The organism is Neobacillus driksii, assembly GCF_013409995.1.
Taxonomy (GTDB): Bacteria; Bacillota; Bacilli; order Bacillales; family Cytobacillaceae; genus Neobacillus; species Neobacillus driksii.
On sequence record NZ_JACCBX010000006.1, the window covers coordinates 371,241 to 387,932 of the forward strand.

The window sequence follows — 16,692 nt, forward strand, 5'->3', positions numbered from 1 at the left end:
CATGAATCAAACGTTAAACAGGTTATCCTATGAAGAAGCATTGGAACGTGCAAAAAAATTGGTTCCTTCAATACGTTCGCGGTCACGAGAGGGTGAATTACTTCGCCATCAACCGCTAGAGAACATACAAGAATTCATTGAATCAGGCTTAGTACGTACCATGGTACCGAACCGGTGGGGCGGCCATGAACTCAATTGGAAAACTTTAGCGGATACAGCCATTGAAGTTGCGAAGGGTGATGCCTCTGCAGGCTGGTGCTATTCACTGTTATTGTTGCACAGTTGGATGCTGGCATTCTTCCCAAATAAGGCACAGGAAGATGTATGGAAAGAAAATCCGGATGCATGTCTCGCCACATCAATCAATCCAAGTCCTGATTCACAAATTAAACGTGTGGATGGAGGGTATCGTTTAACAGGTAAATGGGGTTTTTCCTCCGGTATCAACCACTGTGACTGGGTAATGATTAGTGCAGAAGCGCAGACAGAAGATGGAAAAAAGGCATTATATTTTCTGGTTCCCAAAAGCGATTTAAATGTGATCGATATCTGGCGTGTGATTGGGATGAAAGGGACAGGCAGTAATCTATTAGAGTTAACGGACGTATTTGTACCAGAATACAGAATTATGGAGTTAGAACCATGGAATCTTACCGGTCAATCTCCAGGGATGGACCTCAATACAGCACCGCTTTATCGTATCCAAATATCTGCAGTGATGCCTGTTACTTTATTGTCCGTTATTTTAGGAGCGACAAAAGGTGCCTATACGATCTGGCGTGATAGTGTGATTGGTAAAAATAAAACAAGAGGTGGAGAGCAGGTAGCCAATTTAACTCATCAACAAATCCGGCTCGCGAAGGTGGCGGCAAAAATTGAAGCTGTAGATGCTCTTCTTCATAAATCTTTAGAACTTGTGGAATCTGGCACCGTGCTAGATTATACGGAACGGGTACGCCTCCGTTGTAATTATGCCTATTGTGCCGAAATGTGTGCTAATATAATGGAAACCATCTACACTTCGAGCGGCGCGGCAGCCTCCGCTGAGAGCCATCCTCTTCAACAGTTTTGGCGCGATATCCATGCTGGGGCACAGCATACAGCCTTTAATTTTGATTGGGTAGGTGAGATCTTCGGCAAGCTGGAGCTTGGTATTCCAGTAAAAGTCGTTTATTAAGAGAGGGAGAAACAACAATGACTAAAGCTTTAGATTCTTTGACCACAGAACTCGTTGCTTCTTTGCAAGGAGAAAAAATGGTTTCATTGGTTACTTTAGACGCTGAAACTAAGTTACCTCAATTAAGTGTGGTATCGTGGGTGTATGCAGAACCCAACGGTACAAAGATAAAAATAGCCTTGGGCCATAAAGCCTCTAGCATCGAGAACATTCGCAGCAATCCAAATGTTCTCTTAGGAATGATTGGCGCGGGTAGCTGCTATGAAGTACGTGGTACTGCTACTGTCTCACAGATATTTGAACGGACAATGAAACTTTGTGTAGTAACCATTGAGGTTGAAGCTGTAGAGAATGTGATTTTTTATGGAGGGAAAGTTACCGTAGAACCGGCATATGAAAAAACCTATAATGCAGAACTAGCTAAAAAACTTGATACAGAAGTTTACGAGCTTTTTAGACAGAACGATTAACGAAGTTAATTATGCGCCTGAACTGCATTCAGGCGTTTTTTTACGTTTAAGAAGACTAGGATTTGTAAAGGAAGTGACGCAATTTCTGAAAAAATTGACCATTCACTTTATTGTTAGTAGTAATATAAATTTTTTTATACTAAAATCAAATTAACCATAAATAGATAGGATTTAATAAAGTCATGGAAGGGAGTTACAACTGTTGAAGCAAAACATCAAAGCAATCCTTGCACCCATGAGTCCAAAAGAAAGAATAGCTTATATCTGGGACTATTATAAGTTTCATATCATTGGGACAATTGTTGCAATCATTCTATTACTCTCATTGATCAGCAGTATCGGTGAGAAAAAAGAGGTTGTCCTAAATATGACGATTATTGGACAAGGTGTAAATCCAGAAGGTGTGGTTCAATTACAAGAACAATTAACCAACAAGCTTGTGCAAGACAAAGGTGATGAAGAAGTTTCTGTTCAACATTTAACTTATAATAAGACTAGTATGGACGAGGCTTCACGAGCCGGAATACAAAAAATGTCAGCAGAGATTTCGCTTGGAGCAATTGATGTAATGATTGTCGAAAAAGAACTATTTGAGGAAATTTCATCGCAGAATGCGTTGCTAGCATTGAATGAATTCAAGGGAGCCAATAAATTGTTACCATCTGATGAAAAAGTTTATGGGATTAGCACCTCTGATATTCAACTTTTGGCACCATTGGCATTGGATGAAAACGAGATGTTATGTGTACCAAGTACTACGAAAAATTTGAAGAAAATCAATGAATTTTTTACATTCATTTCTAAGTAAACAGAGAATGAGATCCTTTCAACCTGAAGGATCTCCTGTTTATTTGCAAATAAGGACAATAAATTAGTCGAATCACGATATAGGAATATCATATTTTTCTAGTAATATAGAGATATAAGTAAGCGTTCCCAACAGAAAGGTGATGTTAATGCCAAGATACAGTATAGCCGTCGACATCGGTGCATCAAGTGGAAGACTTATATTGGGCTATCTTGAAGATGGTCTGTTAAAACTAGAAGAAATTCATCGCTTTGAAAACAAAATCGTGAAAAAAGGGGATTCCTTCTGCTGGGAAGCCGATAAACTTTTTCAAGAAATCAAAAATGGACTAAAAAAATGCGTGGAATTAGGCATTCAGCCAGATAGTATTGGAATAGATACATGGGCTGTCGACTTTTTGTTATTGGATGAAAATAATCAGCCATTAACGGAAGCGGTTTCTTATCGTGACCCGCGTACAGATGGGATGATGGAAGAGGTATTTGAGCTTTTTTCAAAGGAAAGACTTTACCTTGAAACAGGCATTCAGTTCCAAAAGTTTAATACAATTTATCAATTATTTTCTATCAAAAAAAATAATCCTGAAATCCTAGAAAAAGCAAAATCATTTTTAATGATTCCTGATTATTTCAATTATTTACTGACTGGTAAAAAAGCAAATGAATATACAAATGCCACCTCTACACAGCTGGTAAATGCCTTTACCAAACACTGGGATGGGCAGATATTAGATGTTCTTGGGATTAATAAAGAAATGTTTCAAGAAATTAAAACTCCAAAAACGATCCTTGGGACACTTTCACAGGAACTAGTTTCAGAGCTTGGTTTTGACCTTCAAGTTATTCTTCCAGCGACACATGATACAGGCTCAGCGGTTATTGCGGTACCAGAAGAAGACGAATCGATTTATATCAGTTCTGGTACATGGTCACTAATTGGTGTGGAAAACTATTTTCCAATCTGTGTAACAAAGGCATTGGACTATAATTTCACCAATGAAGGCGGAATCGATTACCAATACCGATTCTTGAAAAATATCATGGGTCTTTGGATGATCCAAGAAGTGAAGCGTAATTACAATGATGAATATTCCTTTGCGCAGCTTGTGGATTTAGCGAGAGAAGCAAGGGATTATAAGGCAATCGTTAGTGTAAACGATGACCGGTTCCTAAAACCTGAAAATATGATTGATGCAATCATGAACTATTGTATTGAAACACAGCAGCAGGTACCAAATACTCCTGGTGAAATGGCGAAATGTGTGTTTGATAGTTTGGCAGTAAGCTACCAAGAAGCGGTTTCTGAAATTGAAGAGATTTTCGAAAAGAAGTTTACAAAAATAAATGTTATCGGCGGCGGCTGTCAAAATGAAATGCTTAATCAGCTAATTGCCGATGTAACAATGAAAGAAGTATTTGCTGGACCTGTTGAAGCGACTGCGATTGGTAACATAGCAGCCCAATTAATGGCTCTTGGAGAAATCCGTGATATTAAAGAAGCACGTTCGATTATTAAAGATTCATTTGAAGTGAAAAAATATCTGCCAACTCAGCCTGTAATCAGTTAATTAAAGGAAGGAAGAATAAACATGACTATTAAAGAGAATTTTGAACTTGCTAAACAAGCATATGCTAAATGGGGAGTAGATGTCGAAGAAGTAGTAGAAAAGCTAAAAAGTGTACCGATTTCCATTCATTGCTGGCAGGGCGATGATGTTGCTGGATTTGAAGTAAACCAAAACGAATTATCAGGTGGTATTGATGTTACAGGGAATTATCCTGGTAAAGCGACAAATGCTGAAGAATTAAGAAGTGATTTAGAGAAGGCATTATCATTAATCCCTGGTAAGCACCGCGTGAATCTACATGCTATTTATGCTGAAACAAATGGTGAAGTAGTTGAACGTGATCAACTTGAACCAAAGCATTTTGAAAACTGGGTAAAGTGGGCAATGGAAAATGGACTTGGCTTGGATTATAACCCAACTTTATTCTCCCATCCAAAAGCGGATGATGGTTTAACCCTTTCCCATCCAAACGAAGAAATCCGTGAATTCTGGATTAATCACTGTATTGGCAGCCGTAAAATTGGTGAATATTTCGGAAGAGAGCTTGGTACTCCAGCGTTAACAAACATTTGGATTCCAGATGGCTACAAAGATATCCCAAGTGACCGTCTTACTCCAAGAAAGAGATTAAAAGAATCATTGGATAAAATCTTTGCAGTCGAAACAGATAAAAAGTACAACTTAGATGCTGTCGAAAGTAAAGTATTTGGTATTGGTTCTGAATCTTATGTTGTTGGTTCGCACGAATTTTATCTGAACTATGCAATGAAAAACGATAAACTGTGCTTGCTAGACACTGGTCATTACCATCCAACAGAAACAGTATCAAACAAAATTTCTTCTATGCTATTATTTAGCGAAAAACTTGCGTTGCACGTTTCAAGACCAGTTCGCTGGGACAGTGACCATGTTGTTATTCTTGATGATGAATTAAAAGAAATCGCGTTAGAAATTGTACGTAACGATGCCTTAGACCGTGTAATCATCGGACTAGATTTCTTTGATGCAAGTATTAACCGTGTTGCCGCTTGGACTATTGGTACACGCAACATGATCAAAGCGTTGCTTTATGCGATGTTAGTTCCAAATGAGTATTTAAAGCAGTTACAAGAAGAAGGCAACTTCACAGAAAGACTAGCATTAATGGAAGAATTCAAAACGTATCCATTCGGTGCAATTTGGGATTACTACTGTGAAAAAATGGGTGTTCCAGTAAGAGAATCTTGGTTAGAAGAAGTAAAAGCATATGAGCAAGAGGTTCTATTAAAACGATAATAAAAGAAATATCAATAGAAAAAGATAGTAGGAAATATTTTCTTACTATCTTTTTTGTTTGTATTATTTTAGAGTTAAACTAACAAATGACATAAGAGTAGGTGATTTTCACATGAATAGTGATGAGCTGCGGTCCTTACTGCTGAATAATAACACAATGGAAGCACCTGACTGGAATGAAATAAAGGAAGCTCATGATGCCAAACCAATAGAGATAGTAAATGGACAGCCCGTTTATTTATTCGATAAAATTTTTGATTTATCATTTAATCCAATCGAAGAAAACGTATTTGTCTGCCAGCAGTTACCCTCTGCTTATGTCCCTATGCATATTCATCAATATATCGAAGTGATTTACGTCTACCAAGGACAATGTACAGTCGTCTTGCAGGAAGGTGAAATGAACCTTTCAGAGGGTGGAATGATTATGCTTGATAAGCATACACCGCATACGGTCAAAGGGATTACAAATTTTGATATTATTATAGATATGAAACTAAAGCATGATTATTTGTCATCCGGAATCCTTAGTCAATTTACCAATAAAAGTATCATCTCACAATTTTTAATAGACTCTCTTATTGATAGTCGACGAGCAAATAATTATCTCTATTTTCCTTTTGCCGAACGTTCAAAAATACCTGGGATCATGGAGCAAATTATGTGCGAATATTTTGATAGAGACTTTTTTTCGAGTGATATGATTAATGGTTATCTTTTTATATTGTTTACGGAATTAATACGCCAAAGTAACAGCTCAACAAGTACACAGATAGACAATATAAAGCAGAAGGATGTTATTGTTTTAGATTTTCTGAAGTATATAGACGATCATTTTAAAGAATGCAGTTTAACGGAAATGGCGGACCACTATAAATATCACCCAAACTATATTTCCGCTGTTCTCAAAAAAGCAACCGGTAAGTCCTTCAAGGATCTTCTCCAAATACAGAGGATAAATAAAGCAGCTCTCTATCTTTTAAACTCCGACCTGCCAATACCTGATATTGCGGAAGAAGTTGGATACACAAGTGTTTCTTTCTTTTATAAAAAATTCAATGATTTCTTTCACCAAACACCCAAAGAATTTAGGGAAAATCAGTCAATGCACTCTATGGCCATTAGAGAAAATGTTCAGCTTTAAACCGCCGCTTGGCGGTTTTTTATTAGGGTAAAAAAGACGGATAGTCTTAGATAAATAAATCTTTGATTCGAGCAATAATCTCATTTGTTTTTACCATTAAAACAAATGAAAACGCTTGCTACAATGTAAGAGTAGTAAGTAAGTAGCAAAATATGAGGAGTGTTTTAAATGGGATTTAATTTTCCACCAGAATTCCTTTGGGGTTCAACAACAGCAGCATATCAAGTGGAAGGAAATAATATTAACAGCGATTTCTGGGCAGAGGAGCACGCAGAGGGGTCACCTTATAAAGATAAATCAGGGGATACCATTGATCATTATCGGCTTTATAAGGAAGATATTGCTCTAATGGCCAGACTAGGATTAAATACCTATCGATTTTCTATCGAATGGTCCAGAATCGAACCAGAACCAGGCTATTATTCACGTTCTGCCATCGCGCATTATCGCGATGTACTTGAAACTTGTTACCAATATGGATTAACACCGGTTGTAGCAATGCACCATTTTTCTTCACCTAAGTGGCTAATGAGATTTGGAGGTTGGGCGAGTCCTGAGGTTCCCGAGCGGTTTGCGAAATATTGTGAGGTTGTGTTTAAAGAAATTGGTGATTTAATTCCGTACGTACTCACAATGAATGAAATTAACCTCCCTGTCATGTTACGTGAAATTTTTTCAAAGATTGGGTTTATCGCTCCGGTAGGCATCGCAAGGGATGCTTGGGAGGCACCTAAATGGCGGGGGTCGGCGGCTAAGTTGTGCGGAACTACGATTGAAAATTACTTTACGTTCCATATGATTTCTGACGAGGCTTCCATCAATATCTTAAAAGAAACTCATCGAAAGGCACGCAAGGCGATTAAGCAGATTCAGCCAAATACGAAAGTCGGCTTATCAATGGCTCTTTCTGATATTCAGTCCATCCCAGGTGGGGAGGAAATTGCAGAAAAGAAATGGCACAGTTATTTCCGACAATATTTAGATATGGTAGAAGAAGATGACTTCCTCGGACTCCAAAACTACACAAGAGAGGTTTACGGACCAGAAGGACAAGTGAAGCCAGAGGAGGGAGCAGAACTTACGCTAATGGGTTATGAATTCTATCCTGAAGCGCTTGGAAATGTGATTCGTAAGGTATCTAAGGATCTATCGATTCCTATTATGATTACTGAGCATGGCATAGCGACCGAAAACGACGAGCGACGGGTAGAATTTATTCGTAAAGCTTTAGAGGGTGTACAAGCTTGTGTGGATGAAGGAGTAGACGTACGAGGCTATCTCCACTGGACTACTTTTGATAATTTCGAATGGCAATCTGGTTATGCAATGAAATTTGGTTTGATTGAAGTGGATCGCTCCACGCAGGAAAGAAAAGTAAAAGGAAGCGCTAATTTTCTTGGAAGTATAGCAAAAGTGAACACATTATTAACCAAATAAGAGATAAATAATGGGGGTTAAGAAATGAACAATACGGTAACGAACAATACACCTTTTATAAGATTAATAGTGGCAGCGATGCTCGGTGTTGGAACATCCATTGCACCTCTAGTTCTACTATCATTTGGACTCTCTACATTTATTGTAATTAGAATTGTTGGACAAGAACATGCAACAGCTGCATTTGCTACGGCTACTGGAATTTCTGGTATTGCTGTCGTCATTTTTGGACTTTTTAGTGGGATAATTGCTGATAAAACGAGATTAAAGATGGGCAGAAGGCGGTTTTGGATGATTGCAGGCAGTATTGGCGGAGCTTTATCCATGCTTGCCCTTACATTCGCTTCATCAATCCCAATGTTTATCATTACCATGTGTTTAGTCAATTTCTTTTATGGTATGGTTTCACTTTCATGCTATGCGATCGTCCCTGAACAAGTAGAACCGGAAAAATATGGTCGGGTAGCGGGTTTAATTGGTGCAGCTGCACCTGCATTCGTTATGAGCGGTCAGATGATTATGGGAGCTTTTGCGGATTCTACCCTTGAACAGAAAATGATTACCATCATAATTGTCCAACTGATTGGCGGATTCTTAGCTGCACTTCTAATTAAAGATAATTCTTTTGCTATTATTACAACGAATGAGAAGAAATCAGTGGGTACTCGTGGTTTCTATCCAAGTTTTAAACAGCATCCTTCTTATACATGGGCGTTATTAACAAAATTGTTTATTAACTTCTCTAATGCAGGGATGGGGATGCTAACTCTTTTCTATATTACAAGATTTCACTTAGGTGAAGCGGATATATTCAAGATAATGGGACTTACCGCTCCAGCAATCATGTTAATGGTTGGAGCTGGTATCCTAGGAGGATTTCTATCAGATAAGCTTAAGAAGCAAAAACCATTTGTTATAGGTGCAGCACTTATTACAGGACTATGTTTAATTGCTTTCGCTTTCTCATCTAACATAACATGGATCGTCGTTGGAAACTTTATTTTCAACTTTGGTTTTGGTATGTATAATGCAGTAGATAATGCTCTTGTAAACCGTATTCTCCCTTCAAAAGAGAATGCAGCAAAAGATATCTCAATAATGAATACTACAACAAGTCTTTCTTCTACATTAGTAAATTTCGCAGCACCCAGTATCATTGCTTTAGGGGTAAGCTTGTTTGGTGGAGATGGATATACGTTATTTTTCTTAGTATTAGCTGTCTTCTCCATTCTTTCAGCTGTTGTTGTCATTCCAATTCCTGAAATGGATCCAAAAGTTAATGTCAATAATGATAATGCTAAAGAGATAATTGCTTAAAATAATCAATGGAAAATGTTTAATTAAAATGAGAGGCACTCTATTCATCATTATAGAGTGCCCCAACCTTTTTGTAGGAAGGAAAGTTTTAAATGATTGATATAAAAGTAGAAGCATTAACTTGCGAGTATCGAACAAACCCGCTTGGAATTAATATAAAAAGACCACGAGTTAGTTGGAAAATTCAGTCTGACCGACGGTGTACAATGCAAACGGCATATCAGATTCAAGTGAGTCCAAATCGGGAGAATTTCACTGAAACCTTATGGGATACTGGTGTTGTTCAATCAGATGAATCAATTCACATAGAGTATAGTGGTCCTGAATTAAACTCTCGAACCAGGTATTTTTATCGTGTAAAGGTTTGGGATAACTTCGACCGAGAATCCAATTGGAGTGAAACAGCTTGGTGGGAAACAGGCTTGCTAGATCCTTTAGAATGGCAAGTAGAATGGATCACTCCAGAACCTAAAGAAATTGATCCACTTACTGAATCTATCTTTCTATTAAGGAAGGAATTTACAGTAAAAACTGGAATTTCTTCTGCACGGATTTATGGTACAGGTGTTGGTTTGTATGAATTATTTTTAAATGGAGAACGGGTAAGCGATGAACTACTTGCGCCAGGGTGGACCAGCTATCATCAACGGCTCCAGTATCAGACGTATGATTTAACTGAACAGCTACGTGATGGTCCCAATGCAATAGGCATTATGTTGGCGGATGGCTGGTATAAGGGAAACCTTGTCAGGGAAAATAATCGAAATATCTATGGAGACAGACGGGCGGCTTTCTTTCAAATCCATGTTACTTATAACGATGGTACTGAAGACATCATTGGAACAGATACTACTTGGAAAGCTTCAACAGGACCGATTTTATTTTCGGAAATTTATCATGGTGAAACATACGATGCAAGGGTTGAACAGGAAGGATGGAGCCAATCCGATTTTAATGATGTGGATTGGGCAGATACAATTATTCTAGAAATGCCCATTACTCGATTAGTCGCACAGGAAAATGTTCCAACCCGTGTTACAGAAGTACTAAAACCAATAGATTCTTTTGTAACCCCATCTGGTGATACTGTTATTGATATGGGGCAAAATATGGTCGGGAGAATTCGCTTTAAGGTTAACGCTCCTGCGGGCACGAGAATTGTCCTAAAACATGCCGAAGTGTTAGATAAGGATGGAAATATTTACTTTGGTAATCTGAAATTCGCAAAGCAGAAAGTAGAATATATTACAAAAGGTGAGGGGACAGAAACCTTTGCTCCGCATTTTACATTCCAGGGATTTCGTTATGTGAAGATTGAAGGATACCCTGGACAAGAAAATGGTTTACCACTTGAAAACTTTGTTGGTGAAGTGATCCATTCTGATATGGAGCCTTCAGGTGAATTTGAATGTTCTAATCCATTAATCAACCGACTTCAGCAGAATATTGTATGGGGACAACGAGGGAACTTCCTTGATGTGCCGACAGATTGCCCGCAGCGAAGTGAGAGGCTGGGGTGGACTGCTGATGCACAGGTCTTTATTCAAACAGCACTATTCAATTATCAAGGAGGATCATTTTTTACAAAATGGCTCCGGGACTTAAAGGCTGATCAACTTCCAGATGGAAATGTTCCATTTGTTATTCCAAATGTTGAAGGGGGAGTCGGCTCTGCTGCATGGGGCGATGCCTCAACGATTATTCCCTGGACACTTTATCAGACATACGGTGATGAGCGATTACTCGCAGAGCAATATGACAGCATGAAAGCATGGGTAGAATATATTCGACGCCAGGGGAAAAATGAAAATCTTTGGAACACAGGCTTTCACTTTGGCGATTGGCTGGCACTTGACGCAAAAGAAAATAGTTTTGTTGGCGCTACACCTAAAGACTTTATCGCTACTGTCTTTTATGCCTATTCAACAAGAATCCTTAGGGATGCTGCTGAGGTCCTCGGGAAATCTAATGAGGTTCAAGAATATAGTAATCTTTTGAATAATATTATTGAACAGTTTAACCATGAATTTGTTTCGCCATCAGGCAGATTAGTGTCCCCAACCCAAACCGCCCATGTCATTACTTTAATGTTTGATATGGTCGAAGGAAAGGCGAAAGAACGGACAGCTCATGAGTTAAATGAGTTGATTATTCAAAACGATTATCATTTGAATACAGGGTTTGTTGGTACACCATATATTTGTTTCGCTCTATCAAAAGGCGGATATCATGAAACAGCCGTTAAATTATTAATGAAGGAAGATTACCCATCATGGCTGTACCAAATTAAAAAAGGTGCCACAACCATTTGGGAGCATTGGGATAGCATTAAGCCAGACGGTTCGTTCTGGAGCGATCAGATGAACTCCTTTAATCACTATGCATATGGTTCGATCGGAAATTGGTTGTATAAAACGATAGCAGGACTGGATATGGATCCTGGTAGTCCAGCGTATAAAAAGATCCGTATTGAACCAAAATTTGCTGGTATTCAATTGACGAATGCAAGAGCTGACTACGATTCAATGTATGGAAAAATTCGCTCTTCATGGCGTCTAACACAAGAAGAAGTTGAAATTGAAGTGGAGATTCCTGCCAATACCACTGCAGAAATCCTTTTACCAAATGCACAACTTTTGGATGTTACTGAAGGTGGAATAAGATTGGGTTCTAGTGACATTCATTCTTACTTGTTTACAGAAGAGGGTGTCCGGCTCACAGTGGGTTCTGGATCCTACCACTTTAAATATCGTAACGCACGTGGTTTAGGACCAGTGTTTACGGAGGAAACGAAACTTATTGATTTCCTAGACTATCCAGAGGCAGTGGCAATAGTAGAAAGGGTTTCCCCAGGAATAACTAAACCACCGCGCATTTTTTCAACAAAAGCAAGAAGTTTAAAAGAATTGGTGGAATTGCAGGAAACCAACCTTTCAAGTGATAAAGTGAAAGCGATTATGGAAGAGTTAACCATGCTTAATGAAAAACAATTCCTAATTAAGCAATAAGTTAATCATGTAAAAAAACAGACCTTATTGAACTATAACCCTAATGGAAAGAATGCATACAAACAAAAGGGGGTAGTTCAAATTGGATCTGTTTTTATTTTTTAGAGGCGGTCATCTTCCCATGCTCTATCATAGTCTTTTATATTGTCATTTTTAGTTCTATTTAGACTTTCTGCAGACTTATTTGTTTTATTAGATTTCATGAGCCTGGTAACTTTAACTCTCTCGTCCTTTTTCAAAATCGCATCACCCCCAAAGGTTAACATTAATATGGAAATTGCGATGAATAGTTATTAAATTGTTTAAACGCCTGATCTAATTTTTGCTGTTCCTCAGCCTCTAGTTTATACCATCCATGCTGGAACATAAGGTTATAAAGCTCCCTGCAGCTCTGATGGGTTTCAGTCAGAATTTGCAAGACATCCGTAAAAAGCTGTTCGTGGCTCGCTTCCCTTACTGCAATATTGAGGCTGTCGGTTAAATATTTACATGTACTAAGTGCGTCATTAAGAAAATCACGATCATTCATGTCGGGAGTCTTTACTTTTGGCAATTCTCCTGTCTGAGGATTCGCAATTTGGTTGCTGTTTTGACTTTGCTGATTTGGCATTACTCTTCCTCCGTTCAAAAATAATGTTACTGCTGCTGTGTATTAGGTAGATTCGCTAATGCAGTATTGTTATCCACCTGAAGGTGAGTAAGTAAGCGTTGATAATGATTTTGGTGCATTTGGCCTGCCTTATTTAGCGCTTCCTTGAATTGAGGATTCTGAATCTGATTAGCCAAAAAATGAAATTTCTTAAATGTTAATAGCTCCCAAGATAAGGCATCCTTAATGTAAAGTATATCTTTTGTCGTAATAGCCCTCGGTGGGTTTGGAATCGGTGGTTGATTATTTGGCATAGATAAACTCCTTTCAGTTAACTTCCAACAATTTTATAATTTGCGAAGTGTATCCATTTTATGCTTTTTATTTTTATTCCTTATTTTTGTTTTTCAAACATTATGTTATAGTAATAATTGAAAACAAACACAAATAAAGGGTAAAACAATATAAATAAAAATAGCGCGGAAGGGTGCAGGACATGCTAGTTGCAGAAAGGCAAAGAAAAATTGTTGATTTAGTGAATGAACGTTTAAGTGTAAGGGTTACGGAACTAAGTAAAATTTTCTCTGTTACGGAAGAAACGATTCGCAGGGATCTTGAAAAGCTGGAAAAAGAGAATCTATTAATGAGAAGTCATGGCGGTGCAGTTAGTATTGAAAAAGACCAAGGTGAAACCTCATATATAGAAAGGGAAGTTACTAATGCAGCTGAGAAGAAAGCAATTGCAGTAGAGGCAGTACGTTTTATTGAACCGGGGGATCAAATTGTGTTGGACGCAAGTACAACGGCATGGTATGTAGCAAAGGAATTAGAGGACATGCCGCTAACTGTACTAACGAACTCGATTAAAGTAGCGATTGAACTGAGCAAAAAAGAACAAATCAAAGTGATTTCCACAGGTGGAACGTTATTGACACAATCTCTATCATTTGTCGGTCCACTTGCCGAACGGTCTCTCGGAATGTACCACGTCAACAAAGCATTTATTTCATGTAAAGGCGTACACCTTGATAAAGGACTAAGTGACTTTAACGAGTTACAAGCTTTGGTGAAAAAGCAAATGATGGACATCGCTGATGAAACAATCTTAATGGTAGATTCAAGTAAATTTGGGACAAGAGCGTTTTCGCAAATTGCTCCTATTGCAAAGATTGACTCCATTATTACTGATTCAAATATAGAAGAAGATTGTAGAAAACAATTGGAAGAAAAAAATATAAAAGTATCCATAGCAAATTAAAATGTTTTAGACCAAATTTTGGTCTTTTTTTCTTGTGTTTACACTTTCACGTTATAATGTATACTGTTATAAAGCTGAATTTAGGTGATAAGATGAATTTTACATATGAAATTATTGAAATGAATAAAGAACTTCCTATACACATTTTTTTGCATAGTGTCGATTATGTAACCAACCATTGGCATGACAGTATTGAAATTATTTTTGTTTTAAAAGGAAAAGTAAATGTTTCGGTTAATGATAAGCGTTTTGAATTGACCGAAAAAGATCTCTTTCTTATCAATGCTAATGATATCCATTCAATTCAGCATCAGGAGGAAAATTTATTACTTGCGATTCAGGTGCCAATTCCTGAATTGAAGCAAAATAGTAAGAATGTGGATTCCTATACATTTTCTTGTAAATCGTTTTTATATGATGATACCCACCAGGAGGAGTTCAACGAACTACGTGCGCTCCTGGCACAAATGATGTGGGTAGTAAATAAAGCGACCGAGGGGTACGAACTTCAAATCAAATCCCTTTATTTTCAATTAATCTATTTGTTAATCAAGAACCTTAAAGATGAGCAAGAAAGGGAAAATAAAATCTCTAGCCAAAAACATATTGAACGTCTATTGAGAATTACATCTTACGTGAAAGAAAATTTTAGGCAGCCCATTACCTTAAATGAATTATCACAAAATGAGTTCCTATCCGTTCATTATTTATCGAAGTTTATCCAAAAGCATTTAGGCATCCCTTTTTCTAAATATGTTGACAGCATTCGGCTGGATCACGCGGTAAAAGATATTGTATTTACCGATATACCACTGACCCAAATCGCTCTTGATAATGGATTTGCGAGTGTAAAAGCTTTTAACCGTGCATTTAAAGAATTCTACCATCAGACTCCAAGTGAATATAGACGCGCAGTTGAAATGGAGCCAAGGAAAAATGATAGTAATAAAGTAACGCTTGCAAACTATGTTGAGATAGACAAAAGTCAGGCATTCTCAAAACTATTTTCCTATTTACCTTCGGGGGATAAAACAATAGAAATAGAAAGTAAATCAGTCACCAAAAAACAATACTCCATTAATGTGAGTAACAACAACACAATGAAACTTCAGCATTCTTGGAAAACACTAATGACGATTGGAAAAGCGAAAGAATGTCTTTATACCGAGGTACAAGAGCAGCTGAAGTTAGTGAAAAAGGCTACACACTTTCAATATCTTCGCTTTCATGGTTTATTTGACGATGAAATGATGATCTATGGAGAAAATGAGCTAGGTGAGCCAGTGTTTAATTTCCTATATACAGACAAATTGTTCGACTTTTTACAAAGTATTGATGTTAAGCCGTTTGTGGAGCTCGGCTTTATGCCGGGAGAATTAGCAGAAAATCAGGATGAAACTGTTTTTTATAAAAAAAGCATAATCAGTAAACCGAAGGATATTGAGAAATGGAATCTGCTAGTAAAAAACTTTATTATTCATTATGAGAATAGATATGGGATAGACGCAGTTCAGCAATGGTATTTTGAGTTTTGGAACGAACCTGATTTCTATGTGTTCTGGAGAGGGACATTTGAGGAATATTGCCTGCTATATAAAACTACCTATCAAACGATAAAAAATCTTAATCCTGCTTATAAGGTAGGAGGCCCGAGTATTGTATCAATCAACAATAGTGACTGGCTGCAGCAATTTCTTGATTTTTGTTTGAATGAAAACTGTGTACCAGATTTTATTACGTTCCATTGTTATATGCATGATGAACTTGATATCAATAAAAAAAAGAAGTTATTAGATGAAGGTTCATTTGAATTTGGTTATATCTCCAGAGACGAAGACTTTTTGAAGAACAAAATTATAAGAATTAAACAAATCCTTGCAGAGAAGAAAATGGATCATGTTGAGCTTCATTTAACAGAATGGAATTCTACAGCCTTCCACCGTGATTTAACGAATGATACTAGTTTTAAAGCGGCGTTTGTAGTTAAAAACCTGCTCGAAAACATAGACACTATTGGAAGTTTTGGATATTGGACTGCATCAGATTTAATTGAAGAACAAAGGGCTGCCATTCCTACTTTTCATGGTGGACTTGGTTTAATAACAAATAAAAGTATTCCTAAACCAGCCTATTATGCCTATGATTTTCTAGGTAAATTAGGAGATGAGATGATTGTAGCAGGTGAAGGCTATTTCGTGACGAAAAGTCCCAAGGGATATCAAATAATCCTCTATCATTATTGTCATTATGACATGCTTTATTGTATGAATCAGCATGTGAATATTGATAGCAAGAACCGATATAATGTTTTCCTAGATCGGGATGATATCCAGTTGAAACTGATTCTGAGCGGGCTGGAGCAAGGTACTTATAAAATTAACCAGCATGTATTAAACCGTGAAAACGGAAGTGCATTTGATAAATGGGTGGAAATGGGTGCTCCAGGTTCACTTAGTCCAGAAGACATAAACTATTTAAAATACTCAAGTGTTCCCAAAAAGCACATTAGTGAAGTAAGAATTGAGAATGATTTTATATTAAATACGATTCTTCAGCCACATGAGGTCCAGTTATATGAAATCCTTCCACAAAGGATACTTTAGGCAGGTATAAAACCTGCCTTATTTTGTTGCAATCAGTTA

Annotated in this window: 13 protein-coding genes; 11 read left to right on the forward strand and 2 right to left on the reverse strand. The window is 37.5% G+C overall.

Going from position 1 to position 16,692, the window contains the following annotated elements:
• Position 1 precedes the first annotated feature (1 nt).
• The 9 genes from F4694_RS15940 (at position 2) to F4694_RS15980 (ending at position 12,203) form a co-directional block, all read left to right on the forward strand.
• Positions 2–1,177: an acyl-CoA dehydrogenase family protein gene (locus F4694_RS15940; RefSeq protein ID WP_179599651.1), complete on the forward strand. Its 1,176-nt coding sequence runs from the start codon at positions 2–4 to the stop codon at positions 1,175–1,177.
• A 17-nt stretch (positions 1,178–1,194) separates the two neighbouring features.
• Complete coding sequence (locus F4694_RS15945; protein ID WP_179599653.1) at positions 1,195–1,647, forward strand: PNPOx family protein; 453 nt, start codon at positions 1,195–1,197, stop codon at positions 1,645–1,647.
• Between the two features lie 202 nt (positions 1,648–1,849).
• Positions 1,850–2,455, forward strand: a complete 606-nt coding sequence (locus F4694_RS15950; RefSeq protein WP_179599655.1) for a hypothetical protein — start codon at positions 1,850–1,852, stop codon at positions 2,453–2,455.
• Between the two features lie 148 nt (positions 2,456–2,603).
• Positions 2,604–4,022, forward strand: a complete 1,419-nt coding sequence (gene rhaB / locus F4694_RS15955; protein ID WP_179599657.1) for a rhamnulokinase — start codon at positions 2,604–2,606, stop codon at positions 4,020–4,022.
• Positions 4,023–4,043: 21 nt separating this feature from the next.
• Entirely contained in the window at positions 4,044–5,297 is a 1,254-nt protein-coding gene (gene rhaA / locus F4694_RS15960) for an L-rhamnose isomerase (RefSeq protein WP_179599659.1), read from the forward strand.
• A gap of 112 nt (positions 5,298–5,409) precedes the next feature.
• Entirely contained in the window at positions 5,410–6,441 is a 1,032-nt protein-coding gene (locus F4694_RS15965; protein ID WP_179599661.1) for an AraC family transcriptional regulator, read from the forward strand.
• A gap of 168 nt (positions 6,442–6,609) precedes the next feature.
• Complete coding sequence (locus tag F4694_RS15970) at positions 6,610–7,878, forward strand: glycoside hydrolase family 1 protein (RefSeq protein WP_179599663.1); 1,269 nt, start codon at positions 6,610–6,612, stop codon at positions 7,876–7,878.
• A gap of 24 nt (positions 7,879–7,902) precedes the next feature.
• Positions 7,903–9,195 (forward strand): MFS transporter, encoded by a 1,293-nt coding sequence (locus F4694_RS15975; protein WP_179599665.1) that lies wholly within the window; start codon positions 7,903–7,905, stop codon positions 9,193–9,195.
• 92 nt (positions 9,196–9,287) lie between these two features.
• A complete protein-coding gene (locus tag F4694_RS15980; protein ID WP_179599667.1) occupies positions 9,288–12,203 on the forward strand; it encodes an alpha-L-rhamnosidase in 2,916 nt (971 codons plus the stop codon).
• Between the two features lie 265 nt (positions 12,204–12,468).
• Here F4694_RS15980 and F4694_RS15985 read toward each other — a convergent pair whose 3' ends face one another.
• Complete coding sequence (locus tag F4694_RS15985; protein ID WP_179599669.1) at positions 12,469–12,813, reverse strand: spore coat protein; 345 nt, start codon at positions 12,811–12,813, stop codon at positions 12,469–12,471.
• 26 nt (positions 12,814–12,839) lie between these two features.
• Positions 12,840–13,106, reverse strand: a complete 267-nt coding sequence (locus F4694_RS15990) for a ferritin-like domain-containing protein (protein ID WP_179599671.1) — start codon at positions 13,104–13,106, stop codon at positions 12,840–12,842.
• A gap of 182 nt (positions 13,107–13,288) precedes the next feature.
• Between F4694_RS15990 and F4694_RS15995 the strand changes: the two genes are divergently transcribed.
• Both F4694_RS15995 and F4694_RS16000 read left to right on the forward strand, forming a co-directional pair.
• Positions 13,289–14,050, forward strand: a complete 762-nt coding sequence (locus F4694_RS15995; RefSeq protein ID WP_179599673.1) for a DeoR/GlpR family DNA-binding transcription regulator — start codon at positions 13,289–13,291, stop codon at positions 14,048–14,050.
• A gap of 92 nt (positions 14,051–14,142) precedes the next feature.
• Entirely contained in the window at positions 14,143–16,653 is a 2,511-nt protein-coding gene (locus tag F4694_RS16000) for a GH39 family glycosyl hydrolase (protein WP_179599675.1), read from the forward strand.
• Positions 16,654–16,692 lie beyond the last annotated feature (39 nt).

Excerpts from the sequence above, each read along its gene's own strand:
- F4694_RS15940 (WP_179599651.1), top strand. The coding sequence starts at position 2 with ATGAATCAAACGTTAAACAGGTTATCCTATGAAGAAGCATTGGAACGT.
- F4694_RS15970 (WP_179599663.1), top strand. The coding sequence starts at position 6,610 with ATGGGATTTAATTTTCCACCAGAATTCCTTTGGGGTTCAACAACAGCA.
- F4694_RS15995 (WP_179599673.1), top strand. The coding sequence starts at position 13,289 with ATGCTAGTTGCAGAAAGGCAAAGAAAAATTGTTGATTTAGTGAATGAA.
- F4694_RS15945 (WP_179599653.1), top strand. The coding sequence starts at position 1,195 with ATGACTAAAGCTTTAGATTCTTTGACCACAGAACTCGTTGCTTCTTTG.
- F4694_RS15980 (WP_179599667.1), top strand. The coding sequence starts at position 9,288 with ATGATTGATATAAAAGTAGAAGCATTAACTTGCGAGTATCGAACAAAC.
- F4694_RS15985 (WP_179599669.1), bottom strand. The coding sequence starts at position 12,813 with ATGCCAAATCAGCAAAGTCAAAACAGCAACCAAATTGCGAATCCTCAG.
- F4694_RS15990 (WP_179599671.1), bottom strand. The coding sequence starts at position 13,106 with ATGCCAAATAATCAACCACCGATTCCAAACCCACCGAGGGCTATTACG.
- rhaB (WP_179599657.1), top strand. The coding sequence starts at position 2,604 with ATGCCAAGATACAGTATAGCCGTCGACATCGGTGCATCAAGTGGAAGA.
- F4694_RS15975 (WP_179599665.1), top strand. The coding sequence starts at position 7,903 with ATGAACAATACGGTAACGAACAATACACCTTTTATAAGATTAATAGTG.
- F4694_RS16000 (WP_179599675.1), top strand. The coding sequence starts at position 14,143 with ATGAATTTTACATATGAAATTATTGAAATGAATAAAGAACTTCCTATA.
- F4694_RS15965 (WP_179599661.1), top strand. The coding sequence starts at position 5,410 with ATGAATAGTGATGAGCTGCGGTCCTTACTGCTGAATAATAACACAATG.
- rhaA (WP_179599659.1), top strand. The coding sequence starts at position 4,044 with ATGACTATTAAAGAGAATTTTGAACTTGCTAAACAAGCATATGCTAAA.